The organism is Enterobacter sp. Taxon_8, from assembly GCF_058354585.1.
In genome coordinates, this window is the sequence record NZ_CM177989.1 from 3,301,019 (window position 1) to 3,322,909 (window position 21,891).

Consider the following 21,891-nt stretch of genomic DNA (forward strand, 5'->3'; position numbering starts at 1 on the left):
ACACATCAAATAGCAGGTATTTAGCGTGTTACAACTACTTTTAGCCGTTTTTATTGGTGGGGGAACGGGTAGCGTTGCGCGGTGGTTTCTGAGTATGCGGTTTAATCCCCTGCATCAGGCGATTCCCATGGGGACGCTTGCCGCTAACCTGATTGGTGCTTTTATCATTGGCATGGGGCTGGCCTGGTTTAACCGAATGACGCATATCGACCCAATGTGGAAGGTATTGATTACCACCGGATTTTGCGGCGGTTTGACCACCTTCTCAACCTTTTCTGCGGAGACAGTTTTTCTCTTTCAGGAAGGCCGTATCGGCTGGGCGCTGATGAATATGGCGATCAATATGCTCGGCTCTTTTGCGATGACTGGGATCGCATTTTGGCTATTTTCTTCCGCAAGCGCGCATTAACAGCCGAACCGTTAATGTTGGCTTAATTTTTCTCTGTCACTCTGAATGCAGTACTGAACGAGGGTGACAGAATGAAACAGAGTCTGATGAGCGCAGGAATGGTGTTATTGAGCGTGCTGATCGTTGCCAGCTTCCTGAAAATGTATCTGCTTGGCTGATTCAACACGAAAAAAACCCGCTCGTTGAGCGGGTTTTGAAATTCTTGCTGACGCGTCTGAATTACAGAGCGATTACGTTAGCAGCAGAAGGGCCTTTGGCACCGTTAGTGATTTCGAACTCTACACGCTGACCTTCAGCCAGAGTTTTGAAACCATTAGACTGGATTGCAGAGAAGTGTACGAACACGTCTTTGCTGCCATCTTCAGGAGTAATGAAACCGAATCCTTTGGACTCATTAAACCACTTAACGTTACCTTTAATCTTAGACATCAAAATTACCTTTACATTAAAAAACGACACAAATGCTGTGTCGGTTATCAGTACATCAATTGTGAGACCTTTTGTCCAGCGGTTCTTTGATAAAAAGTGACTAAAGTCGCGTTAATTTTCACTGACAGATTTTTATCGCTTATGAATCAACGTCTGCACGTTTTTTCACCAGCATGTAACGTTTTGTCAGTTAAAACTGAAAACGCATCCAGGCGAAGTAAACGTTACCGTTGTTGTACGTACCCGGAATGTAGGTCATCTGGAACGTTGCGGGGCCATAGCCAATAGAGGCCAACGGCAGCAGCACTGGGATCGGGATGTAGTTCCAGTTGTCACGTGCAGTGACCCCGGCGGTATAGCCCAAACCGACGTGGAAGTTTTCGTCCGCTAGCGGGCGCCAGGTTTTCTCCCAACCATAACCCCCAATAGGCTCCCATTTATTAAACGAGTCTTTGAAGGCCATCAGATAGATGCCATGCCAGTTTCCCTTTTCATCCCAGCGCGACTGACCAAAACCCGCACCCCATGGACGCTCGTTGTATTTATCGGTTTTCTCTTTGTCATAAGCAAACCGCGCATGCCACGTTATTGCCGGAACATAGAGATCATAATGTTCAGGTGCAGTCCATGTCTGGGAAACATTATCCGTAAAGGTTGAGAACCAGCCTTTATCCGCCTCTTTGCCTTCTGCCTGTGCAACAGAAGAAAACGTTAACTGCCCAAAAATAAACAACAAAATAGAGAAAAATGTATTACGTACGATCACAATGCAATTACCATTCTTAGTATTCGAAGCAAAGTTTACCATAAAGTAGTTGAATCAAGTCTTAACGACATCGGCGTTATTCCTAATTATTCGGCCTCTTTCCGGGAATATTCTTAAAGAAAGCATGCAGCACGCTCAAATAAACCCATTCGGAGTATGGGCTTATACTTTAACCTTCTTAATCAGCGACATGCAAAACCACACAAAGCATTAACAATTTGTTATCATTATTGGGACATGTTGCACTATTTCTGACGGTCAAGGGCCTCATGACATAAATGTATGAACCATGGCAAAAACACGGTTGTTCTGTTCTCTAGTCGTCTGTTTATTGATTTTAATCAGCAAGAACAGGCCAATTATTCGGCACATTTTCATCCTTCTTTTTTTTATTGATTTTTTGTGCTCCATTGCAGCAGAGATACAGGGGAAATCATGCTTACGCTATTCGAACTCCTTATTGGAGTCGTCGTCATTGTCGGCGTCGCACGCTACATCATTAAAGGCTACTCGGCCACGGGCGTATTATTTGTTGGCGGTTTAACACTGCTGATTATCAGCGCAATAATGGGGCATCAGGTGTTACCTGCCAGCGCGACCAGCACCGGTTACAGCGCTACAGATATTGTTGAATACATTAAAATATTGCTCATGAGCCGCGGCGGCGATCTGGGCATGATGATCATGATGCTGTGTGGTTTTGCGGCCTATATGACCCACATCGGCGCTAACGATATGGTCGTTAAGCTAGCCTCCAAACCTCTGCAATACATCAATTCGCCATATCTGCTGATGGTCGCGGCCTATTTCCTCGCCTGCCTGATGTCGCTGGCCGTTTCGTCGGCTACCGGACTTGGCGTACTGCTGATGGCCACGCTGTTCCCGGTTATGGTGAACGTGGGCATTAGCCGTGGCGCGGCCGCGGCAATTTGTGCGTCTCCGGCAGCCATTATTCTCTCCCCAACATCCGGCGACGTTGTGCTGGCGGCAAAGGCGGCGGAGATGTCACTCATCGACTTCGCCTTTAAAACCACGTTACCGATCTCAATCGTTGCCATAGTGGGCATGGGGATCGCGCATTTCTTCTGGCAACGCTATCTCGACAAGAAAGAAAACATCAGCCATGAAATGATGGATGTGAGTGAAATCACCACCACCGCTCCCGCGCTCTATGCCATTCTGCCGTTCACTCCGATCGTCGGAGTGCTGATTTTTGACGGCAAATGGGGTCCACAGCTGCACATCATCACCATTCTGGTTATCTGTATGCTGCTGGCCGCCGCGCTGGAGTTTGTGCGCGGTTTTAACACGCAAAAAGTCTTCTCGGGTCTGGAAGTAGCGTATCGCGGTATGGCGGATGCCTTTGCTGGCGTGGTGATGCTGCTGGTTGCAGCGGGCGTTTTTGCCCAGGGTCTGAGCACAATCGGCTTTATCCAGAGCCTGATCTCTATCGCCACCTCGTTCGGCTCGGCCAGTATTATCCTGATGCTGGTTCTGGTGGTGCTAACCATGCTGGCGGCGATGACCACCGGTTCCGGTAATGCCCCTTTCTACGCTTTCGTTGAGATGATCCCGAAACTGGCTCACTCCTCCGGCATTAACCCGGCCTATCTCTCCATTCCCATGCTGCAGGCGTCAAACCTGGGCCGTACCATTTCGCCGGTGTCGGGCGTGGTCGTTGCCGTTGCCGGAATGGCGAAAATCTCGCCATTTGAAGTCGTCAAGCGCACCTCAGTACCCGTTTTGGTTGGTCTGATTATCGTGATTATCGCCACGGAAGTGCTGGTTCCCGGCGCGGCCTAAGCTAAATTACTGATATCCAAAAAGCGCCTGCGGGCGCTTTTTGTGCTTTAATAACTTCCAGAAATTAATCGTGCTCATTCGATCAGGAAATCATATGTTCAGGAAGGATATCGTCGTCCCGTCTGGCGCAATGGCGCTTGCTCTCTGTATCTTCTCCGCACAGGCGGAACCGCTGAAGGCAACACAGTACGGCGATTTCGATCGCTATGTGTTGGCTCTGTCCTGGCAAACCGGGTTTTGCCAGAGCATGGTCGAACGCAACCGCAATGAACCTGACGAATGTCGCCTGCAAAAAGAGCGTGATAATAAAGCCGATTTTCTGACCGTTCACGGACTATGGCCCGGCCTGCCAAAATCCATCGCCGCACGCGGGGTAGATGAGCGTCGATGGATGCGTTTTGGCTGCGCCACGCGCCCCATTCCGAACATGCCGGAAGTGAAGGCCAGCCGCAAATGCGATGCCGCCGAAACCGGGCTGTCGCTTTCCGCTGCCGCAAAGCTCAACGACGTGATGCCGGGTGCAGGCGGTAATTCCTGCCTGGAACGCTACGAATACGCCAAACATGGCGTCTGCTTTGGTTTCGATCCGGATGCCTATTTCGGCACGATGGTGCGAATGAACCAGGAAGTTAAAAACAGTGCGGTCGGTAAATTCCTTGCCGATAACTACGGAAAACCCGTCAATCGCAGCGACTTTGACAGTGCCGTTGCCAAAAGCTGGGGCAGGGAGAACATCAAAGCGATCAAGCTGACATGCAACGGCAACCCGGCGTATCTGACCGAGATGCAGATTTCGCTGAAGGCTGACACTATCAATAACCCGCTTTCTGCAGCGTCATTTGCGCCGCAGCCACATCCAGGTAACTGCGGAAATCAATTCGTGATTGATAAAGCAGGTTACTGACCCACAGTCGGGCGCACCATATCAAACCGGTTTTCGTCACTGATGCCATAATACGCCGTCGGCCCACCTGCACGCAGGATGGGCTGCGCTTTTGCCGTCTGGTATATCCCCTCTTCCAGCAGCGTTTCGGCAATATGGATACCGACCACCTCCCCCAACACCAGCCAGGTATCGACCGGTGTGCCGTCGGCACCGGTAAGCTGAATGCACTGCGACAGGCGGCACTCAAAGTTCACCGGGCTTTCTGCGACGCGGGGCGCGTTAACCAGTTGACTTGCCGCTGGCGTGAGCCCGGCAAAGCTAAATTCATCCCGATCGTGCGGAAGCACTGCAGAGGTTTGATTCATCGCGTGCGCGAGATCGCGCGTTGCCAGGTTCCAGACAAATTCCTTTGTTTCGGTAATATTACGCACGCTGTCCTTCCAGCCGTTGCTGGAAAAGCCGATGATCGGCGGGCGATAGTTAAAGCAGTTAAAGAAGCTATACGGCGCGAGATTGAGCTGACCGGCCTTATCGCAGGAGGAGATCCAGCCAATCGGACGTGGACCAATAATGGCGTTTAGCGGGTCATGCGGCAGGCCGTGCCCCTGGGACGGTTGATAGAAGTACATAGCGCTCTCTCGTTGGCGGGCAACGCCCGGATTCAGGACACTCAGCGTAACGTATTCCGCCGGGAATGAAGACTGAATAAATTTCAGCGAAAATTCATATGGGCCATGAATGTGACCTTCATCACTTCAAACTTGCGCGCTCAGCCAGTATCATCGGGAGAGTTAAACCCTCGCTGCCAGACGGCGAGGGTTTTCTTTTGGATCAGTTTCTGCGTTAGACGCAGCATTAACGACATGGAGTAAAAAATGTCCAGACCTACCATTATCATCAATGAGCTCGACGCAGAACGTATCGACAGACTGCTGGAAAAAGCGGATTTCGCCTCGCTCCCCGTGGCCGACGCCCTTAATGAGGAGCTCGACCGGGCACAGATGTGCACGCCTGAGACGATGCCGCATGACGTGGTCACTATGAACAGCCAGGTGAAATTCCGCAACCTGACCACCGGTGAAGAGTTGACCCGTACGCTGGTTTATCCGGCTCAGATGACCGACAGCAGCAGACAGCTTTCTGTTCTGGCCCCTGTGGGTGCCGCACTGCTGGGGCTGCGTACGGGGGATACGATCCACTGGGAATTGCCGGGCGGCGCCTCTGCCCATCTGGAAGTACTGGCGTTGCTCTACCAGCCAGAAGCTGCGGGCGATTACCTGCGTTAAACACTTCTGAACAAGCGCCCACCCGCTTTGCACAGAGGATGCAGCCGCATCCTCTTTCCGTAAATTCACCCCATTTTCTTATATCGCGCAAAAGACCCTTAACCCAGGCTTAATCTGTTTTGGTGCCGCGGGGACGGTCATGAGTGAGATACTGGCTATCACACTTATTTTTCTCATTATTGTGGCGATTATCGTCGCGGCCGTGCTTTATCTTGAACGCCACAGTTAAGCGAGAACTCATGCAACCCCACCCGGGAAAGCATTTACCAGGCCCTTAACTTTCTGCTCTGCGGCCTCGGGCGTTTCCGCACCAGGGACCAGAATCACCTTCCGGCACTCTTCCTCCCGTTTTTCGAATACCTTATAGGCGCGTTCCGCATCCGCAAGGGGAAGATAATGGGTCACGATCTCTTCCGGGGTAAGCAGCCCTTTTTCGATCAGCGGTAACAGTTCACCCAGCCAGGCATGGACGTGCGTCTGGCCCATCTTAAACGTCAGCCCCTTATCGAAGGCATCGCCAAACAGGAAGCCATGAATAAACCCAGCGTACACGCCGGGTACGCTGACCACCCCACCGCGCCGTACGGCAGCAATGCACTGACGCAACGCTTTGCCGCTACTACCTTCAATTTTAAGATTGCTGAGGATCGTTTCAGTGGTGCTACCTTTCGCTTCAAACCCGACTGCATCAATCACGGCGTCAACGCCGCGATGGCCCGCGGTCTGTTCGATGATTTTTTCCGCCGCGTCGTTATCATCATCAAAGTTGATAGGGATTGCGCCGTAACGCGCCTCTGCAAATCGCAACCGGTACGGATGATGATCGATAACAAAGATCTGCTCAGCCCCCAGCAGTCGCGCGCAGGCAATGGTCAGTAGCCCCACCGGCCCGGCACCGAAAACCGCTACGCTTGAGCCTTTTTCAATCTGCGCATTTTTTGCCGCCTGCCAGGCCGTAGGCAAAATATCGGAAAGGAATAATGCTTTATCATCGGAAAGAAGCTGCGGGACCTTAAACGGCCCGACGTTGCCTTTTGGCACGCGGACATATTCCGCCTGCCCCCCCGGCAAGCCGCCGTAGAGATGGCTATAGCCAAACAGCGCGGCCGGTGCGGGAATTTGCTTTTTGTTCAGCGCGGCACCCTGCCCGGCATTGGTATTCTCACAGGCCGCGTATTGCTGCAGACGACAGAAGAAACAGTCTCCGCAGGCGATGACAAAGGGGATCACCACGCGATCGCCTTTTTGCAAATTCTTCACCTCTGCGCCGCACTCGACGATTTCCCCCATAAACTCATGGCCAAAAATGTCGCCGTGCTGCACCTTCGGGATCTTTCCGCGATAAAGATGCAAATCGGAGCCGCATATAGCCGTGGCCGTAACGCGCAGAATGATATCGTCAGGCTGTTCGATGATGGGATCGGGGACATTCTCGACGCGAACATGGTGCGGACCGTGATACGTAAGTGCTTTCATGCGACCTCCGAAAGGCTTCAGGTAAGTGTATAAGGGTAGCTACACCTGAAGATCTGCCCGTGAATACGGGGCTTTTGAGATTTATCCTGGTGAGATAAGAAAACTGACGGGGCGCTTACAAAAACCATTCCTATTTTATGGTTGAATGAGTACAGCATTATAAACAAGGAGAAACGGGTATGTATCAGAGAATTATTATGCCGGTTGACGTTTTTGAGATGGAGCTGAGCGACAAGGCCGTTCGCCATGCGGAGTTCCTGGCGCAGCAGGACGGTGTTATCCATCTTTTACACGTACTGCCGGGTTCCGCCAGCCTGAGCCTGCACCGCTTTGCTGCCGACGTGCGTCGCTTCGAAGAGCATCTGCAGCACGAGGCGGAAACGCGCCTGCAAACCATGGTCAGCCACTTCAGCATCGACCCTTCACGAATCAAAACGCACGTCAGATTCGGCAGCGTTCGCGATGCGGTAAACGAACTGGCGAACGAACTGAAGGCAGACGTGGTGGTCATCGGTTCGCGCAACCCTTCCATTACCACGCATCTGCTGGGCTCTAACGCCTCCAGCGTCATCCGCCACACCCATATACCGGTGATGGTCGTCAGATAAAAAAAAGAGGCCACCTTTCGGTGGCCTCTCGCTATTGCAGGTGTAGCCTTACTTTCTTTTCTTATGCGGTTTTGGTGCGAATAAGATAGTCAAATGAACTCAGAGACGCCTTCGCCCCTTCGCCCGTGGCGATAATGATCTGTTTGTACGGCACGGTGGTGCAGTCGCCCGCCGCAAACACGCCTTTCACGCTGGTTTCACACTTCGCATCAATGATGATCTCGCCCATGCGGTTGCGCTCAATCGAGCCTTCCAGCCAGGTGGTATTTGGCAGCAGACCAATCTGCACGAAGATCCCTGACAGCTGAACGCTGTGCACGTCGCCGCTCACGCGGTCGCGATATTCCAGACCGGTCACTTTGCTGCCGTCGCCCTTCACTTCCGTCGTCTGCGCGTTCAGTACGATGTCGACGTTTTTCAGGCTGCGAACTTTATCCTGCAGAACCTGGTCGGCCTTCATCTCTGGAGCGAACTCCAGAAGGGTAACGTGCTCAACAATCCCCGCCAGGTCGATAGCCGCTTCCACGCCGGAGTTACCGCCGCCGATCACCGCCACGCGTTTACCTTTAAACAGCGGGCCGTCGCAGTGCGGACAGTAGGTCACGCCTTTGGTGCGGTACTGATCTTCGCCGGGGACGTTCATGTTGCGCCATTTCGCACCGGTGGCAATGATAATGCTGCGCGCTTTCAGCACCGCGCCGGACGCGGTTTCAATCTGGTGTAAACCACCCTCTACTGCGGCCGGAACCAGCTTGCTGGCGCTCTGGCTGTCGATCACGTCCACGTCATAGTCGCTGACGTGCGCCTTCAGCGCACCCGCCAGCTTCTGGCCTTCGGTCTTCGGCACGGAGATGTAGTTTTCGATGTCCACGGTATCGAGCACCTGGCCACCAAAGCGTTCGCCCATCAGGCCGGTACGAATACCTTTACGCGCGGAGTACACCGCTGCCGCCGCGCCGGCAGGGCCAGAACCGACGATCAGCACGTCGTAGGCATCGCGTTTGTTCAGCGCTTCCGCCGCACGTTTTTCAGCACCGGTATCCACTTTAGCAACGATTTCGGTCAGCGTCATGCGCCCCTGGCCGAACTCTTTGCCGTTCATGTAGACCGCCGGAACGCCCATCACGTTGCGATCGGTGATTTCATTCTGGAAGGTACCGCCGTCAATTGCCGTGTGCTTGATGCGCGGATTCAGGACCGACATCAGGTTCAGCGCCTGCACCACGTCCGGGCAGTTGTGGCAGGAGAGCGAGTAATAGGTTTCAAACTCAAAATCGCCGTCGATATCGCGGATCTGCTCCAGCAGCGCCTGCGCTTCTTTTGACGGATGACCACCGGTCCACAGCAGCGCCAGCACCAGTGAAGTAAATTCGTGGCCCAGCGGCGAGCCTGCAAAGCGCGGTCCCTGGTCGGAGCCTGGGTTGGTAATCAGGAAAGAGGGCTTACGGACCGGCAGCGCGTTGTCTTCTTTGAAGGTCACTTTCGGCGACAGCTCGGCGATCTCCGCCAGCAGTTCCTTGATCTCTGCCGATTTGGCGCTGTCGTCAAGCGTAGCAATCAGCTCAACGGGTTTGGTCAGTTTCTCAAGGTAGGCCTTGAGCTGGGTTTTCATGTTTGTGTCGAGCATTGTTCTTCCCTCTCTTAAGACGTCATCATGCAAGCTGCCTTATACGGGCGGCCTGAATGCAACTTGCATCATGGTGCTGGAATGAAATGGGCGCGGTGCGCCCATTGATTACTGAATGGGCAAAACTTAGATTTTACCAACCAGATCTAAGGATGGAGCCAGCGTTGCTTCGCCTTCTTTCCATTTTGCCGGGCACACTTCGCCTGGGTGAGAAGCCACGTACTGAGCGGCTTTCACTTTACGCAGCAGGTCAGAAGCATCACGGCCGATACCTTCAGCGGTAACTTCGATAGCCTGGATAATGCCCTGCGGATCAACAACGAAGGTGGCGCGGTCAGCCAGGCCTTCATCTTCACGCATGTTGTCGAAGTTACGGGTCAGGGCGCCAGTCGGGTCGCCAATCATCGCGTATTTGATTTTCGCGATGGTTTCAGAGCTGCTGTGCCATGCTTTGTGGGTGAAGTGGGTATCGGTAGAGACAGAGTAAACGTCTACGCCCAGCTTCTGCAGTTCTTCGTAATGGTCTGCCACGTCGCCCAGTTCAGTCGGGCAAACGAAGGTAAAGTCAGCCGGATAGAAGAAGAAGACGCTCCAGCGGCCTTCGGTATCTTTCTCGGTAACTTCGATGAACTCACCGTTTTTGAACGCCTGGTTTTTGAAAGGTTTAATTTTGGTATTAATCAAAGACATCTGTACTTCCTCCGTGTTTTCGTTGAGATGTAATGTAACCAACTTTATTCATCGGGGCTAATGCGTATGCTTTATCAAATCAATCAGCCAAACCTTACAACGTCGACAAGACAACAAGGTGAACCTTTTACAGGAAAGCCTGAAAGTAAAAAGGCCGCCTCAACGGGCGGCCCTGATACCTGAATTCCCCGCAGGTACATTCAGTGCCAGCCGAAACTGGCGTTGCGTTGCGCTCTACAACCCTTTATATCAAGGCGGTAACAGCCGTTTGATTACACCACCCGCGCAGGGATTGAGCAATCCATAAGAGAGGCATTCCTGCCTATGGCTGTGATAGGCTATGTCGAACATCATTGCGGAGCGTTATAAATTTATTTTTATTATAAAACCATCACAATATATAAGTGACAATTGTCATTTAATACGTTTACTCCCTACTCGAGGATAAAATTATCCTAATCGCCTTCGAAGCGCTATTTCAATAATCTGGCACCGTGATATATTAAGATGATTTTAATTTAAAACTACGAAAGTTAACCGAACGGATTGTTAATGGTTAGCTTCAAACTATTGTTATCAGTTATATGATAACCAAAGCAAACGCAGCATCTCAGGACGGAACATGGCAAACCTCTATGATCTTAAAAAATTCGATCTTAATCTGTTAGTCATTTTTGAGTGTATTTACCAACACCTTAGTATCAGTAAAGCCGCCGAGACGCTGTATATCACGCCCTCTGCCGTGAGCCAGTCACTGCAACGCCTGAGAGGACAACTTAACGATCCTCTGTTTATCCGTTCCGGAAAAGGGATCACACCCACGACCGTCGGCGTCAATTTGCATCATCATCTGGAACAGAACCTGAACCAGCTAGAGCAGACTATCAATATCATGCACAGCAGCGGGTTGAAGAAGAATTTTGTCATTTATTGCCCGCATTTTATGAGTACGAAAGCAACCCTTGATCCTATAAAACTGCTCATGAACAACCATAACTATTCGATTGAATTACATGATGTTTTTCTTTCTCCTGATTCAGCGGAAGATCTCCTGGCCTACAGAAGGGCGGACTTGATATTCTCGTATTCCTCTTCTAACAGTCATTCTGTCGCCTGTAGCCTCTACCATAAACTTCCTTTCGTTCTCGTTTGTCGGGAGGGTCACCCCCGTCTCGGTGAAAATCCTACACGTGAAGAAATTCTGAATGAAAACTTCGCCGCCTGCCTGAACGGTGAGAACAGCTTCAAAGGCTATCAGAACAAGGCCGATAACCTGTTATTCGAAAGAAATATCGTCTATCGTAGCGACTCTTTTATATCCCTTCTGTCGATGATCGGTTCATCCGATCTCTTAGGTTTAGTACCCACGTCGGCCTTCGAACAATATGGGCCCGCCCTCAACCTGCGCAAAGTGGAAACAGACATTCATTTCCCCAGCATTGATATTTACATGATGTATAATCGTTCTGCACTCAATAGCTCGGCATTCGCCAGTTTTATTGGAGAAATATCATCACCGTGAATATTGATGTAGTTTTCGCACCAAATGGGAAACATACTGCAAAACATACACCACCGTTATAGAACTACGCGACATGACCGTCATATATCCATTTAATTGTTGACTGATATAATCCTCTCTTTAGTATTGAAGCTACAGTCTGGTATTTATTCCTCAGGATGAGAATAAGCATGTCAATTTATAAATACCCTTTAAACCAGGATGTTCTTACTGCTGCTCGGGAGCGAATAAAATGGACTCTCGAAAATTTTCCCAGAACCTGTGTTTCTTTTTCAGGTGGAAAAGACTCCACCGTCATGCTGCATCTGGTTGCCCAACAGGCGCGACAGATGAAAGTCAAAATAGATGTGCTCTTTATTGACTGGGAGGCGCAGTTTTCCCATACCATTAACCATGTGCAACATATGCGTGAATTGTACAGCGATGTCATCGATCATTTCTGGTGGGTCGCGCTTCCCCTGACAACGCAAAATTCACTGTCGCAATTCCAGCCGGAATGGCAATGCTGGGAACCCGGTACCCAATGGGTCCGCCAGCCTCCTGACGATGCGATAACCGATCCCGCTTATTTTCCTTTCTACCAGCCTGGCATGACGTTTGAAACCTTTGTCCGCAGTTTCTGCGACTGGTTCTCTCTCAATCGCCCGGCGGCGGTACTGATTGGCATCCGCGCCGATGAGTCTTACAACCGTTTCCTGGCTATTGCATCGGCGCGTAAGCAGCGGTTTGCCGACGATAAACCCTGGACTACCGTCGCACCGGGAGGACATGCCTGGTATATCTATCCCCTCTACGACTGGAAAACCGCCGATATATGGACCTGGTTCGCCAAATCGGGATGTTGCTATAACCCGCTCTATGACCTGATGTTTCAGGCCGGCGTGCCGCTACGCTACATGCGTATTTGTGAACCTTTTGGCCCGGAGCAGCGCCAGGGATTATGGCTCTACCACGTTGTTGAGCCCGATCGCTGGGCGGCAATGTGCGAGCGCGTGAGCGGCGCGCGCAGCGGAGGGATGTACGCCGGACACGATAACCATTTTTATGGTCATCGAAAAATTCTGAAACCCGAACATCTGTGCTGGCGGGAATATGCCATGCTGCTCCTCGACAGCATGCCGCAAAATACGGCTGAGCATTACCGCAATAAAATCGCCATTTATCTGCACTGGTATCAGAAGAAAGGCCTGGAGGATATTCCCGATACTCAGGACGATGATATCGGAGCCAAAGACATTCCCTCATGGCGCCGTATTTGTAAGGTTCTCCTTAATAACGACTACTGGTGCAGGGCGCTATCGTTCAGCCCAAACAAACCCAAACATTATCAGCGCTACAGCGACAGAGTGAAGGCGAAACGCAAGGAGTGGGGCATATTATGCGACAAAGACTAATCAACGAGATAGAAACGTACCTTCAGTCACTTCCCGAAGAGGACCGCATTAACGCAATAAATGCTTTTCGTGAGGCGATCCATCAACACAGTCCGTTTCGTGAGCAACCGATAGACTGCGTCCTCTGGATCAAACAGGACGCTATTACCGCTAACGATTACAACCCCAATAACGTTGCTCCACCAGAAAAACGGCTGCTCAGTAAGTCGCTGGAACTCGATGGATTCACCCAACCTATCGTTGTGACAGAAAGTGAACCGCAACACTACGAAATTGTGGATGGTTTTCATCGCCATGAAATCGGTAAAAATCGGGCGGCGTTGAAGCATCAGCTCAAGGGGTATCTCCCCGTCACCTGCCTGCGCCAGGACCGACAGGATAAACATGACCGTATGGCTGCCACTATTCGTCACAACCGGGCGCGGGGTCGACACCAGATTAACGCCATGTCGGAGATCGTTCGCGAGCTGGCGCTGCTTGGCTGGAATGATGAGAGAATAGGCAAGGAGCTGGGAATGGACGGCGATGAAGTCTTGCGCCTCAAGCAAATCAACGGTCTGCTGGAGCTGTTTGCAGACCGCCGTTACTCAGAAGCCTGGACGGTGAAATAATCAGAGCGTGTTAAGACGCTCTGCCGCCGCCAGCAGCGTCGATTCCTGCTTCGCAAAGCAAAGACGGATCAGCTTATGCGGGAAGGGATCGGCGCAGAACACCGACAGCGGAATGGCGGCCACGCCGACCTCTTTCGTCAGCCACTGGCAGAAACTCACGTCGTCCAGATCGGAAATCGCGCTGTAGTCGGCGAGCAGGAAATAGGTCCCTTCTGAGGGCAAAATTTCCAGACGGCTTTTGCTTAATGCCGTCACAAACAGATCCCGACGTTCACGATAGAAGTGCGGCAGCTCGCGGTAATGCGCGGGCTCAGCGCGCAGCATATCCGCCAGCGCCAGCTGAGCCGGCGTGTTCACGGCAAACGTCAGGTACTGATGCACTTTGCGCAGCTCAGCGCTGATGGCCGCCGGGGCCACGCAGTACCCTACCTTCCAGCCGGTCATATGGTAGGTCTTACCAAACGAAGAGACGGCGATAGCACGCTCGCGAAGCTGCGGATGGGCCAGCACGCTGGCATGCCCTTCCTCAGCAAAGCAGATGTGCTCGTAGACTTCATCGCTCAGGACGTAAATTTCCCGTTCGGCGATAGCCTGCCACAGCGCAGCAAAATCGGCTTTTTGCCACACCGTCGCCGACGGATTGTGCGGGGTATTCAGGATCACCAGGCGGGTTTTGTCGCTCAGCAGCGCAGCAAACGCCTGCCAGTCAGGGCGAAAATGCGGCGGCTGGAGCGCCACGCGCTTCACCACGCCGCCGGAGAGTTCAACCGCAGGCGCATAGCTGTCGTAGCTCGGATCAAAGCAGATGACTTCATCGCCCGTACGCACCAGCGCGGTGATGGCCGCATACAGCGCTTCGGTCGCCCCTGCCGTCACCGTAATGTCGCTGTTCGCATCGGGCTTATGGCCATACAGTTCCGCCGTTTTATCCGCAATGGCTTCCCGCAGCGCCTGCACACCCGTCATCGGCGCATACTGATTCGCCCCCTGCGCCACGTGGTACGCCAGGCGCTCCTGCAGATAGGGCGGGCCGTCGAAATCCGGAAAGCCCTGAGAAAGGTTAATGGCGTTGTGCTGCTGCGCCAGAGCGCTCATCTGCGTAAAGATGGTGGTACCGAGATTGGGAAGTTTACTCTGCGGAATCAATGCGTTATTGCTCATTGTGTTGTGCCTGCTTGTAATACTTATGTTGCTGCCACTATAACACGATGTTAGTCTTTGGCAATCAAGACGCTTAGACGTCTAAACCATATGAATATTCCTGGCCGCGAGGGTAAAAGGAAATGACAGACAACCTGCAACTTACACATCTTGTCGACGCCTGCCGCTGGATTGGCGCCAAAGGCTGGGCGCCCGCCACCGGCGGCAATATGTCGGTGCGTCAGGACGAACATCTGTGCTGGCTCAGCGAATCCGGAAAGGACAAAGGCAGCCTCACCACCGATGACTTCCTGCAGGTCGAGATTGCCACCAATCGCGCCCCGTCCGGTCGTAAACCGTCGGCGGAGACCGGGCTGCACACCCTTATCTATCGTCTGTTTCCTGAAGCCAACGCCGTCCTTCACGTTCACACGGTTAACGCCACGGTGCTGTCCCGTCTGGTCAAAGAAGCCGAGCTCAACATCAGCGGCTTTGAGATGCAAAAATCCCTCACCGGGCAGACCACGCATATGGACACGGTGGCTATCCCGATCTTTGATAACGACCAGGATATCGACGCCCTCGCCTCCCGAATCGCCCATTACGCAGAGGAACGCCCGCTTAATTATGGTTTTCTTCTGCGCGGTCATGGCTTAACCTGCTGGGGACGCGACGTGGCCGAGGCCCGCCGTCATCTGGAAGGGCTAGAATTCTTATTTGAATGCGAAATGCGTTTACGACAACTGGAGAGAATATGATTCGCGCGATTGTGACGGATATTGAAGGGACCACCAGCGATATTCGTTTTGTCCATGACGTTTTGTTCCCCTACGCGCGTGAGCGGCTGGCGGCCTTCGTGACCGCGCAGCAGTACGCCGAGCCGGTCAAATCCATTCTGGACAACCTGCGTGATGAAATCGATAACCCGCACGCCAGCGTCGGCGAACTTATCGACGCTCTGTTTGCCTTTATGGACGAAGACCGCAAATCGACCGCGCTCAAAGCCCTGCAGGGGATCATCTGGCACGACGGCTACGTTAACGGCGACTTTACCGGCCACCTCTACCCGGACGTGCTGCCTGCGCTGGAAAAGTGGAAAGCGCAAGGTATTGATCTCTATGTTTATTCCTCTGGTTCCGTCGCCGCGCAGAAACTGTTATTTGGCTACAGCGACGAAGGTGATATTACTCATCTGTTCAGCGGCTATTTCGATACCCACATCGGCGCCAAGCGCGAGGTGCAGTCTTATCAGAACATCGCGGCGCAAACGGGCATTGCCCCGTCGCAGATCCTGTTCCTGTCCGATATTCATCAGGAGCTGGATGCGGCTGAACAGGCAGGTTTTCGTACCTTGCAGCTGATTCGCGGTGATGATGACGGCGCAAGCCACCACCATCAGGTCCACCAGTTTGACGAGATTAACCCGGAGCAGATCCCTTCATGAGCGCATTGACCATTTATTCCGACAAAGACGCCAGTCAACACCAGTGGCACAGCACCGACGCCGCCGAGATTGCCCAACAGCTCAACGCGAAAGGCGTTCGGTTTGAACGCTGGGCTGCGGATCGCGATTTAGGACACGATCCCGCCCCTGAAGCAGTGATCGAGGCGTATCAACATGCGATCGACAAACTGGTGGCAGAGAAGGGTTACCAGAGCTGGGACGTGATCAGCCTGCGCGCAGACAATCCGCAGAAAGATGCGCTACGCGCGAAGTTCCTGAACGAACACACCCACGGCGAAGACGAGGTACGCTTTTTCGTGGAAGGCGCGGGGCTGTTCTGCCTGCACATTGGCGATGAGGTGTATCAGGTGCTGTGCGAGAAAAACGACCTGATCTCCGTCCCCGCGGGCACGCCGCACTGGTTTGATATGGGCTCAGAGCCGAACTTTACCGCCATTCGTATTTTCGATAACCCGGAAGGCTGGGTGGCCCAGTTTACCGGTGATGCCATCGCGGATGCGTATCCACGCCTGGCATGATCTTTTCTCCCTCTCCCTGTGGGAGAGGGTAAGGGTGAGGGCATCCGCGCGCGTTACACCTTCAATCCCTTCACATATCCCACCAGCTGATCCAGCACAATCCCCCATCCTTCGTGGAAGCCCATCTTTTCATGCTGCTCGCGGATCTCCTTCGTCGGATGACGCGCAATCGCCGTATAGCGGGTTTTCCCCTCCCCGACATCTTCCAACAATAAAATCGCCGTCATAAACGGCTTCTCGGCCGGTTTCCAGCCTTCGGTATAGCCGTCGGTAAAGACCAGCTTTTTACCGGGATCGATTTCCAGGAAGACGCCCCGGTTATCCATCCGCTGACCGTCCACCTCAAACACGGTGTTGAACCGCCCGCCCACGCGCAGGTCGAGATCGCATTCGGTCACCTTATGGGGAGCAGGAATGAAGAAGTTTTTGATGTGTTCCGGCGTAGTCCAGCAGAGCCAAAGCAGGTCGCGCGGTGCATCCACCACGCGCTCCAGTTTTAAGTCAGTTTCAGGATCGAGCGTCACGATGTTGTCCTCTTAAGGGAGCCCCTTAAAGGATAGCCGGACTCAGGCAAATTTCCCTTCCGCAACCTCTTCCGGCGTGACCACGCCCGTATCCAGCACCCAGCCGCTAATCAGCGAGGCTGGCGTAACGTCAAACGCCGGGTTGTAGACCTGCGCGTTTTCCGGCGCCCACTGAACCGCGCCAAAGCTTCCGGCGACGCCCGTCACCTCGCTGGCGGCACGCTGCTCAATCGGGATCGCGTCGCCGTTCGGGCATTCCGGGTCGAGGGTCGTTTGCGGCGCGGCCACATAGAACGGAATGCCGTGGAATTTTGCCAGCACCGCCAGGGAGTAGGTGCCGATTTTGTTCGCCACGTCGCCGTTAGCCGCAATGCGGTCTGCGCCCACCCACACGGCGTCTACCTGCCCTTTCGCCATCAGGCTGGCGGCCATGGAATCGGTAATCAGCTGATACGGCACACCCAGCTCGCCAAGCTCCCACGCGGTCAATCTACCGCCCTGCAGCAGCGGGCGGGTTTCATCGACCCAGACGTTGCTGACGTTGCCTTCCTGGTGCGCGCGAGCAATGACCCCAAGCGCCGTACCGACCCCCGCCGTTGCCAGTCCGCCGGTGTTGCAGTGGGTCAGCAGGCGGCTGCCGGGCTTCACCAGCGCGCTGCCCGCTTTCGCAATGGCATCACAGAGTCGTTTATCTTCATCAATCAGGCGCAGCGCCTCCGACACCAGCGCCGGAACATACTCTTCCTGCCACAGCGCAATCTTCATGCGGTCGAGATTGTTCATCAGGTTCACCGCCGTCGGGCGGGACGCGCGCAGGGTTTCCAGCGCAATCGCCAGCTCGTCACGGTTTTTGCCGTTTTCCGCCAGCAGCGCCAGCAGCAGGCTTGCAGAGAGACCAATCAGCGGCGCGCCGCGCACGCGCAGGGCGTGGATATGCCCAACCAGCGCCTCTACGGTCGAGGCATCCAGCCAGCGTTTCTCCTGCGGGAGGGCCTGCTGGTCGAGAATAAAGAGCTGATTATTCGCCACCCGCAGGCTGGTCGTCTGTAATGTCTGCATGTCGTTAATTCCCTGTTGCGTTGTTGTAGCACATTGTGTCAGGATGAAATCCAGATGTATAGACGTCTACATGTCTTAATTTAAAAACTCGTGAGGAGCAGGCCATGTCGCAATACCGTACCTTTACCGCTCAGGATGCCGTGGAGTATGCCAGGCAGTTTGGCGGACTTGACGATCCTTCATCGCTGGTAGAGGCGCAGGAGATTGGCGACGGCAACCTCAATCTGGTCTTTAAAATTTTCGACAGCGCGGGCGTGAGCCGCATCGTCGTTAAGCAGGCGCTACCCTACGTGCGCTGCGTCGGCGAGTCCTGGCCGCTGACGCTGGACCGCGCCCGTCTGGAGGCGCAAACCCTGGTCGAGCACTACCGGCACAGCCCGCAGCACACCGTGAAAATCCACCACTTCGATCCGGAGCTGGCGGTGATGGTGATGGAAGATCTCTCCAGCCATCGCATCTGGCGCGGCGAGCTGATCAAAAATAATTATTACCCGCTGGCGGCGCGTCAGCTGGGTGAATACCTCGCGCACGCGCTGTTCTACACCAGCGATTTCTACCTGCACCCGCACGAGAAGAAAGCGCAGGTGGCGAAATTCATCAACCCGGAGATGTGCGAGATCACCGAAGATCTGTTCTTCAACGATCCGTACCAGATCCACGAGCGCAACAGCTACCCGGCCGAGCTGGAAAATGACGTCGCGGCGCTGCGCAACGACGCTCAGCTGAAAATGGCCGTGGCCTCCCTGAAGCACCGCTTCTTCTCGCACGCCGAAGCGCTCCTGCACGGCGATATTCACAGCGGGTCGATTTTTGTGGCGCACGGCAGCCTGAAGGCCATCGACGCCGAGTTTGGCTACTTTGGCCCGATTGGCTTTGACGTCGGTACCGCCATCGGCAACCTGCTGCTGAACTTCTGCGGCCTGCCGGGGCACCTGGGCATTCGCGATGCCGCCGCCGCGCGCGAGCAGCGCCTGACCGATATTCAGGAGCTGTGGAACACCTTCGCGGAACGCTTCCTGGCGCTGGCACACGAGAAAACGCGCGACGCCGCGCTCGGCGCGCCGGGTTACGCCTCTGCGTTTCTGAAAAAGGTCTGGCATGACGCCATCGGCTTCTGCGGCACCGAACTCATTCGCCGCAGCGTCGGGCTTTCCCACGTCGCAGATATCGACACCATTCAGGACGAGGCCATGCGACACGAATGCCTGCGCCACGCGATAACGCTCGGTAAAGCGCTGATTGTGATTGCCGACCGCATCGACAGTGCGGAAGATCTGGTGGCGCGGGTGCGGCAGTATAGTTGATTTTCTCCCTCTCCCTGCGGGAGAGGGCCGGGGTGAGGGCATCAAACTGCGCTTACCCCAAATACTCAATCACCGACAGCCCGCCGTTATAGTCCGTGCTGTAGATAATTCCCTGCGCATCCACAAACACATCACACGACTGGATCACCTGCGGGCGATTCGGTCGAGTATCCATCATTTTCTCCGGTGCCGCAGGCACCAGCGCACCGGTTTCAACCGGTCGATACGGATTGGAAATGTCATACGCGCGCACGCCCGCGTTCTGATACGTCGCAAAAATCAGCGTCGAGCTGACGAAGCTCCCCGGCCGGTTCTCGTGCAGGTTGTGCGGCCCGAAATGTGCCCCTTTCGCCACGTAGTCGATTTCATCCGGCTGGGGAAAGGTAGAAATACTGACCGGATTCGACGGCTCGCGGATATCAAACAGCCAGATCAGCTTCTCGCCGTCTTCCTGGTTATCGAGCACCGCTTCGTCCAGCACCACCAGCAGATCGCGGTCGGGCAGCGGCAGCGCGGTGTGCGTGCCGCCGCCAAACGGCGGGCTCCAGTTACGGTGGCTAATGAGCTTAGGACGGGTACGATCCTTCACGTCCAGCAGCGTCAGGCCGCCGTCGCGCCAGCTGCCGTACGCGGTATCGCCGGCAATAATCGCATGGTGGAGCGCGTAGCGTTTCCCTTCCGGCCAGTTCGGCTGTTCACCTTCAGCCTGGTTCATCCCCGGCAGCCACCAGCGCCCTGCCACCTCAGGCTTAAGCGGGTCGGCCAGGTCGATCGTCAAAAAGATGTAGTCGGTAAAGCCGTCGATCAGCGCCGACACGTACGCCCAGCGTCCGCCGACGTACCAGATGCGGTGGATGCCGATACCGCTCAGCGACAGAAAACCGATTTCGCGCGGCCTGTCCGGCGTGGAGATATCAAACACGCGCAGCCCGGCGCTCCAGCCTTTGTCCTGCACGTCGCGGACAGTCTCGCCCACCTGCCGGGTGTAGTAGACCTTCTCGTCGGCAAAGCGGGCATCGGCAAACAGATCCCGGGCGTTGATGACCAGCAGCAGGTCATCATGCGCCTGCAGATGCACGTTCCAGGTGCCGGGCGGCGCGGGCACGTAGCCTGCCGCTTTCGGGTTTTTCGGGTCGCGCACGTCGACAACCGAAAAGCCCTGCGACACCATATGGCCTATATAGGCGAAACCGCGATGCACCATCAGCTGCACGCCGTCCGGGCGCCCCCCCTGATCGCTATGGCCAATCAGCCGCATATTGCGGCTGTATTCGGGCGTAGGGAGCTCGCTCATTTATTTTTCGCTTCCAGCGTCGCAAACCACGGCGCGATAAAATCTTCCGTCTGGCCCCAGCCCGGAATGATTTTGCCCAGCGACGCCACGTTCACCGCGCCCGGCTGGGCGGTCAGCAGCGCCTGAGGAATGGCGGCTGCCTTAAAATCGTAGGTCGCTGGCGTCGCTTCCCCGGCAATCTTGTTCGCCACCAGACGCACGTTGGTCGCGCCAATCAGCTTCGGATCCACCGCCACGCTCACCTTCCACGGGCTGCCCGGCTCGCGCATCAGCTGCAGATCCTGGTTAGAGATGTCGATGCTGTAGAGCTTAATCTCGGTGCGGCCGTTCTCTTTCAGCGCCTTATACGCGCCCTGGCTGAAGGCGTCCCAGGTTCCCCAGATGGCATCGATTTTGCCTTTCGGGTATTTCGCGAGGATTGCACCCACCTTGTTGGCGGTGTCGCCCTGCACGTCGGAAGAGACCGCACCGATAGACTCCAGCTCTTTAATGTCCGGATACTGTTTTTGCAGCTCTTTATAGGCCGCCTGGCGACGCTCCATCGGCGGGAAGCCCGCCACCCACAGCTTGACGATATTGGCCTTGCCGTTGAAATCTTTCGCCAGCTGGCCGAAGGAGAGGTTCGTCAGGGAGGCATCATCCTGCTGGGTAACGGTCACGCCCGGGATCTCGCCGTTGACGGCGGTATCAAATACCGCGACCTTAATCCCGGCGTCCACCGCCTTCTTCACCAGCGCGGTGGAGTACGGATCGCGGCCCTGAGACAGGATAATCCCGTCGTACTTCTGGCTGATGGCCTGGTTCACGAAGTCCTGGAATTTGGCGTCGTCCCCGTTGCTTAAAAAGGTGCTGACCTTAAAGCCAAGCTTCTTCCCTTCCTGAATGGCCCCGGCAATAAACTGTGTGGTGTTGTCGTCTGAGCCGAGGTTACGGATCACCGCGATGCGGATCGGGCCGTCATGGTTGGCAATGGCCGCCGGAAGCGGTGCAGGCGTGGCCGCGAAGCCAGGCAGAGCGGTGAATAACCCTAATGCCACCAAAGAGAGTGCAATCTTTTTCATTTTTTATCCCGTTGTGTTG

General features: G+C 54.4%; 24 protein-coding genes. 13 read left to right on the forward strand and 11 right to left on the reverse strand.

Features of this window, described 5'->3' with window-relative positions; all coding sequences use genetic code 11:
* Positions 1–25: 25 nt before the first annotated feature.
* Entirely contained in the window at positions 26–409 is a 384-nt protein-coding gene (gene crcB / locus AC4IBF_RS15765) for a fluoride efflux transporter CrcB (protein ID WP_008501029.1), read from the forward strand.
* A gap of 219 nt (positions 410–628) precedes the next feature.
* Here crcB and cspE read toward each other — a convergent pair whose 3' ends face one another.
* Together cspE and pagP are read right to left on the reverse strand one after the other, a co-directional pair.
* Complete coding sequence (gene cspE / locus AC4IBF_RS15770; protein ID WP_002439184.1) at positions 629–838, reverse strand: transcription antiterminator/RNA stability regulator CspE; 210 nt, start codon at positions 836–838, stop codon at positions 629–631.
* 190 nt (positions 839–1,028) lie between these two features.
* Positions 1,029–1,646 (reverse strand): lipid IV(A) palmitoyltransferase PagP, encoded by a 618-nt coding sequence (gene pagP / locus AC4IBF_RS15775; protein ID WP_249429395.1) that lies wholly within the window; start codon positions 1,644–1,646, stop codon positions 1,029–1,031.
* A 393-nt stretch (positions 1,647–2,039) separates the two neighbouring features.
* Between pagP and dcuC the strand changes: the two genes are divergently transcribed.
* Together dcuC and rna are read left to right on the forward strand one after the other, a co-directional pair.
* Entirely contained in the window at positions 2,040–3,407 is a 1,368-nt protein-coding gene (gene dcuC, locus AC4IBF_RS15780; RefSeq protein ID WP_111964403.1) for an anaerobic C4-dicarboxylate transporter DcuC, read from the forward strand.
* A gap of 130 nt (positions 3,408–3,537) precedes the next feature.
* Complete coding sequence (rna, locus tag AC4IBF_RS15785; RefSeq protein WP_411800868.1) at positions 3,538–4,311, forward strand: ribonuclease I; 774 nt, start codon at positions 3,538–3,540, stop codon at positions 4,309–4,311.
* Here rna and AC4IBF_RS15790 read toward each other — a convergent pair.
* Positions 4,305–4,922, reverse strand: coding sequence for a flavin reductase family protein (locus AC4IBF_RS15790; RefSeq protein WP_252092642.1), 618 nt, complete (start codon positions 4,920–4,922; stop codon positions 4,305–4,307). The genes rna and AC4IBF_RS15790 overlap by 7 nt on opposite strands.
* Positions 4,923–5,168: 246 nt before the next feature.
* Here AC4IBF_RS15790 and rnk point away from each other — a divergent pair, with 246 nt between their 5' ends.
* Together rnk and yldA are read left to right on the forward strand one after the other, a co-directional pair.
* Positions 5,169–5,579, forward strand: coding sequence for a nucleoside diphosphate kinase regulator (gene rnk, locus AC4IBF_RS15795; RefSeq protein ID WP_325848754.1), 411 nt, complete (start codon positions 5,169–5,171; stop codon positions 5,577–5,579).
* A gap of 139 nt (positions 5,580–5,718) precedes the next feature.
* Entirely contained in the window at positions 5,719–5,808 is a 90-nt protein-coding gene (gene yldA / locus AC4IBF_RS15800; protein ID WP_271367125.1) for a small membrane protein YldA, read from the forward strand.
* 8 nt (positions 5,809–5,816) lie between these two features.
* Here yldA and AC4IBF_RS15805 read toward each other — a convergent pair whose 3' ends face one another.
* On the reverse strand, positions 5,817–7,055 hold the full coding sequence (locus tag AC4IBF_RS15805; RefSeq protein WP_325848753.1) for a zinc-dependent alcohol dehydrogenase: 1,239 nt from the start codon (positions 7,053–7,055) through the stop codon (positions 5,817–5,819).
* A 179-nt stretch (positions 7,056–7,234) separates the two neighbouring features.
* Between AC4IBF_RS15805 and uspG the strand changes: the two genes are divergently transcribed.
* Positions 7,235–7,663 (forward strand): universal stress protein UspG, encoded by a 429-nt coding sequence (uspG, locus tag AC4IBF_RS15810; RefSeq protein ID WP_023310731.1) that lies wholly within the window; start codon positions 7,235–7,237, stop codon positions 7,661–7,663.
* Positions 7,664–7,724: 61 nt separating this feature from the next.
* On the opposite strand, the gene ahpF is transcribed toward uspG, so the two are convergent.
* Positions 7,725–9,290 carry an alkyl hydroperoxide reductase subunit F gene (ahpF, locus tag AC4IBF_RS15815; RefSeq protein ID WP_325813227.1) on the reverse strand — a complete coding sequence of 522 codons (1,566 nt, stop codon included), beginning with the start codon at positions 9,288–9,290 and terminating at the stop codon, positions 7,725–7,727.
* Positions 9,291–9,416: 126 nt separating this feature from the next.
* Positions 9,417–9,980 carry an alkyl hydroperoxide reductase subunit C gene (gene ahpC / locus AC4IBF_RS15820; RefSeq protein ID WP_014882974.1) on the reverse strand — a complete coding sequence of 188 codons (564 nt, stop codon included), beginning with the start codon at positions 9,978–9,980 and terminating at the stop codon, positions 9,417–9,419.
* Between the two features lie 622 nt (positions 9,981–10,602).
* Between ahpC and citR the strand changes: the two genes are divergently transcribed.
* From citR to AC4IBF_RS15835, 3 genes are all read left to right on the forward strand, one after another.
* Complete coding sequence (gene citR / locus AC4IBF_RS15825; protein WP_491462943.1) at positions 10,603–11,502, forward strand: DNA-binding transcriptional repressor CitR; 900 nt, start codon at positions 10,603–10,605, stop codon at positions 11,500–11,502.
* Positions 11,503–11,672: 170 nt separating this feature from the next.
* Positions 11,673–12,896 (forward strand): phosphoadenosine phosphosulfate reductase, encoded by a 1,224-nt coding sequence (locus AC4IBF_RS15830; protein ID WP_491462944.1) that lies wholly within the window; start codon positions 11,673–11,675, stop codon positions 12,894–12,896.
* The gene (locus tag AC4IBF_RS15835; RefSeq protein ID WP_252092637.1) at positions 12,881–13,507 is read left to right on the forward strand and encodes an IbrB-like domain-containing protein; all 627 of its coding nucleotides are present in this window, start codon (positions 12,881–12,883) and stop codon (positions 13,505–13,507) included. The genes AC4IBF_RS15830 and AC4IBF_RS15835 overlap by 16 nt, the downstream gene beginning before the upstream one ends.
* On the opposite strand, the gene AC4IBF_RS15840 is transcribed toward AC4IBF_RS15835, so the two are convergent.
* Positions 13,508–14,668, reverse strand: coding sequence for a pyridoxal phosphate-dependent aminotransferase (locus tag AC4IBF_RS15840; RefSeq protein WP_136195342.1), 1,161 nt, complete (start codon positions 14,666–14,668; stop codon positions 13,508–13,510). It lies immediately after the preceding gene.
* A gap of 122 nt (positions 14,669–14,790) precedes the next feature.
* On the opposite strand from AC4IBF_RS15840, the gene AC4IBF_RS15845 reads away from it, so the two are divergent.
* The 3 genes from AC4IBF_RS15845 to AC4IBF_RS15855 are packed head-to-tail and all read left to right on the forward strand — an operon-like array spanning position 14,791 to position 16,630.
* On the forward strand, positions 14,791–15,405 hold the full coding sequence (locus AC4IBF_RS15845) for a methylthioribulose 1-phosphate dehydratase (protein ID WP_133293980.1): 615 nt from the start codon (positions 14,791–14,793) through the stop codon (positions 15,403–15,405).
* On the forward strand, positions 15,402–16,091 hold the full coding sequence (gene mtnC, locus AC4IBF_RS15850; RefSeq protein WP_127730004.1) for an acireductone synthase: 690 nt from the start codon (positions 15,402–15,404) through the stop codon (positions 16,089–16,091). The genes AC4IBF_RS15845 and mtnC overlap by 4 nt, the downstream gene beginning before the upstream one ends.
* On the forward strand, positions 16,088–16,630 hold the full coding sequence (locus AC4IBF_RS15855; RefSeq protein ID WP_023293046.1) for a 1,2-dihydroxy-3-keto-5-methylthiopentene dioxygenase: 543 nt from the start codon (positions 16,088–16,090) through the stop codon (positions 16,628–16,630). The genes mtnC and AC4IBF_RS15855 overlap by 4 nt, the downstream gene beginning before the upstream one ends.
* 53 nt (positions 16,631–16,683) lie before the next feature.
* On the opposite strand, the gene AC4IBF_RS15860 is transcribed toward AC4IBF_RS15855, so the two are convergent.
* Both AC4IBF_RS15860 and mtnA read right to left on the reverse strand, forming a co-directional pair.
* Positions 16,684–17,154, reverse strand: coding sequence for an SRPBCC family protein (locus AC4IBF_RS15860; protein ID WP_252092636.1), 471 nt, complete (start codon positions 17,152–17,154; stop codon positions 16,684–16,686).
* A 42-nt stretch (positions 17,155–17,196) separates the two neighbouring features.
* Positions 17,197–18,213: an S-methyl-5-thioribose-1-phosphate isomerase gene (mtnA, locus tag AC4IBF_RS15865; protein ID WP_047173405.1), complete on the reverse strand. Its 1,017-nt coding sequence runs from the start codon at positions 18,211–18,213 to the stop codon at positions 17,197–17,199.
* A 104-nt stretch (positions 18,214–18,317) separates the two neighbouring features.
* On the opposite strand from mtnA, the gene mtnK reads away from it, so the two are divergent.
* The gene (gene mtnK, locus AC4IBF_RS15870) at positions 18,318–19,517 is read left to right on the forward strand and encodes an S-methyl-5-thioribose kinase (protein ID WP_252092635.1); all 1,200 of its coding nucleotides are present in this window, start codon (positions 18,318–18,320) and stop codon (positions 19,515–19,517) included.
* A 52-nt stretch (positions 19,518–19,569) separates the two neighbouring features.
* Here the strand turns inward: mtnK and AC4IBF_RS15875 are convergent, their stop codons facing one another.
* On the reverse strand, positions 19,570–20,811 hold the full coding sequence (locus AC4IBF_RS15875) for an LVIVD repeat-containing protein (RefSeq protein WP_491462945.1): 1,242 nt from the start codon (positions 20,809–20,811) through the stop codon (positions 19,570–19,572).
* Positions 20,808–21,872, reverse strand: coding sequence for a sugar ABC transporter substrate-binding protein (locus AC4IBF_RS15880; RefSeq protein WP_048026943.1), 1,065 nt, complete (start codon positions 21,870–21,872; stop codon positions 20,808–20,810). Before AC4IBF_RS15880 ends, AC4IBF_RS15875 begins: the two co-directional genes overlap by 4 nt.
* Positions 21,873–21,891: the final 19 nt, after the last annotated feature.

Coding starts and splice junctions, on each gene's coding strand:
- cspE (WP_002439184.1), bottom strand. CDS start 838: ATGTCTAAGATTAAAGGTAACGTTAAGTGGTTTAATGAGTCCAAAGGA.
- pagP (WP_249429395.1), bottom strand. CDS start 1,646: ATGGTAAACTTTGCTTCGAATACTAAGAATGGTAATTGCATTGTGATC.
- dcuC (WP_111964403.1), top strand. CDS start 2,040: ATGCTTACGCTATTCGAACTCCTTATTGGAGTCGTCGTCATTGTCGGC.
- rna (WP_411800868.1), top strand. CDS start 3,538: ATGGCGCTTGCTCTCTGTATCTTCTCCGCACAGGCGGAACCGCTGAAG.
- AC4IBF_RS15790 (WP_252092642.1), bottom strand. CDS start 4,922: ATGTACTTCTATCAACCGTCCCAGGGGCACGGCCTGCCGCATGACCCG.
- rnk (WP_325848754.1), top strand. CDS start 5,169: ATGTCCAGACCTACCATTATCATCAATGAGCTCGACGCAGAACGTATC.
- yldA (WP_271367125.1), top strand. CDS start 5,719: ATGAGTGAGATACTGGCTATCACACTTATTTTTCTCATTATTGTGGCG.
- AC4IBF_RS15805 (WP_325848753.1), bottom strand. CDS start 7,055: ATGAAAGCACTTACGTATCACGGTCCGCACCATGTTCGCGTCGAGAAT.
- uspG (WP_023310731.1), top strand. CDS start 7,235: ATGTATCAGAGAATTATTATGCCGGTTGACGTTTTTGAGATGGAGCTG.
- ahpF (WP_325813227.1), bottom strand. CDS start 9,290: ATGCTCGACACAAACATGAAAACCCAGCTCAAGGCCTACCTTGAGAAA.
- ahpC (WP_014882974.1), bottom strand. CDS start 9,980: ATGTCTTTGATTAATACCAAAATTAAACCTTTCAAAAACCAGGCGTTC.
- citR (WP_491462943.1), top strand. CDS start 10,603: ATGGCAAACCTCTATGATCTTAAAAAATTCGATCTTAATCTGTTAGTC.
- AC4IBF_RS15830 (WP_491462944.1), top strand. CDS start 11,673: ATGTCAATTTATAAATACCCTTTAAACCAGGATGTTCTTACTGCTGCT.
- AC4IBF_RS15835 (WP_252092637.1), top strand. CDS start 12,881: ATGCGACAAAGACTAATCAACGAGATAGAAACGTACCTTCAGTCACTT.
- AC4IBF_RS15840 (WP_136195342.1), bottom strand. CDS start 14,668: ATGAGCAATAACGCATTGATTCCGCAGAGTAAACTTCCCAATCTCGGT.
- AC4IBF_RS15845 (WP_133293980.1), top strand. CDS start 14,791: ATGACAGACAACCTGCAACTTACACATCTTGTCGACGCCTGCCGCTGG.
- mtnC (WP_127730004.1), top strand. CDS start 15,402: ATGATTCGCGCGATTGTGACGGATATTGAAGGGACCACCAGCGATATT.
- AC4IBF_RS15855 (WP_023293046.1), top strand. CDS start 16,088: ATGAGCGCATTGACCATTTATTCCGACAAAGACGCCAGTCAACACCAG.
- mtnA (WP_047173405.1), bottom strand. CDS start 18,213: ATGCAGACATTACAGACGACCAGCCTGCGGGTGGCGAATAATCAGCTC.
- mtnK (WP_252092635.1), top strand. CDS start 18,318: ATGTCGCAATACCGTACCTTTACCGCTCAGGATGCCGTGGAGTATGCC.
- AC4IBF_RS15875 (WP_491462945.1), bottom strand. CDS start 20,811: ATGAGCGAGCTCCCTACGCCCGAATACAGCCGCAATATGCGGCTGATT.
- AC4IBF_RS15880 (WP_048026943.1), bottom strand. CDS start 21,872: ATGAAAAAGATTGCACTCTCTTTGGTGGCATTAGGGTTATTCACCGCT.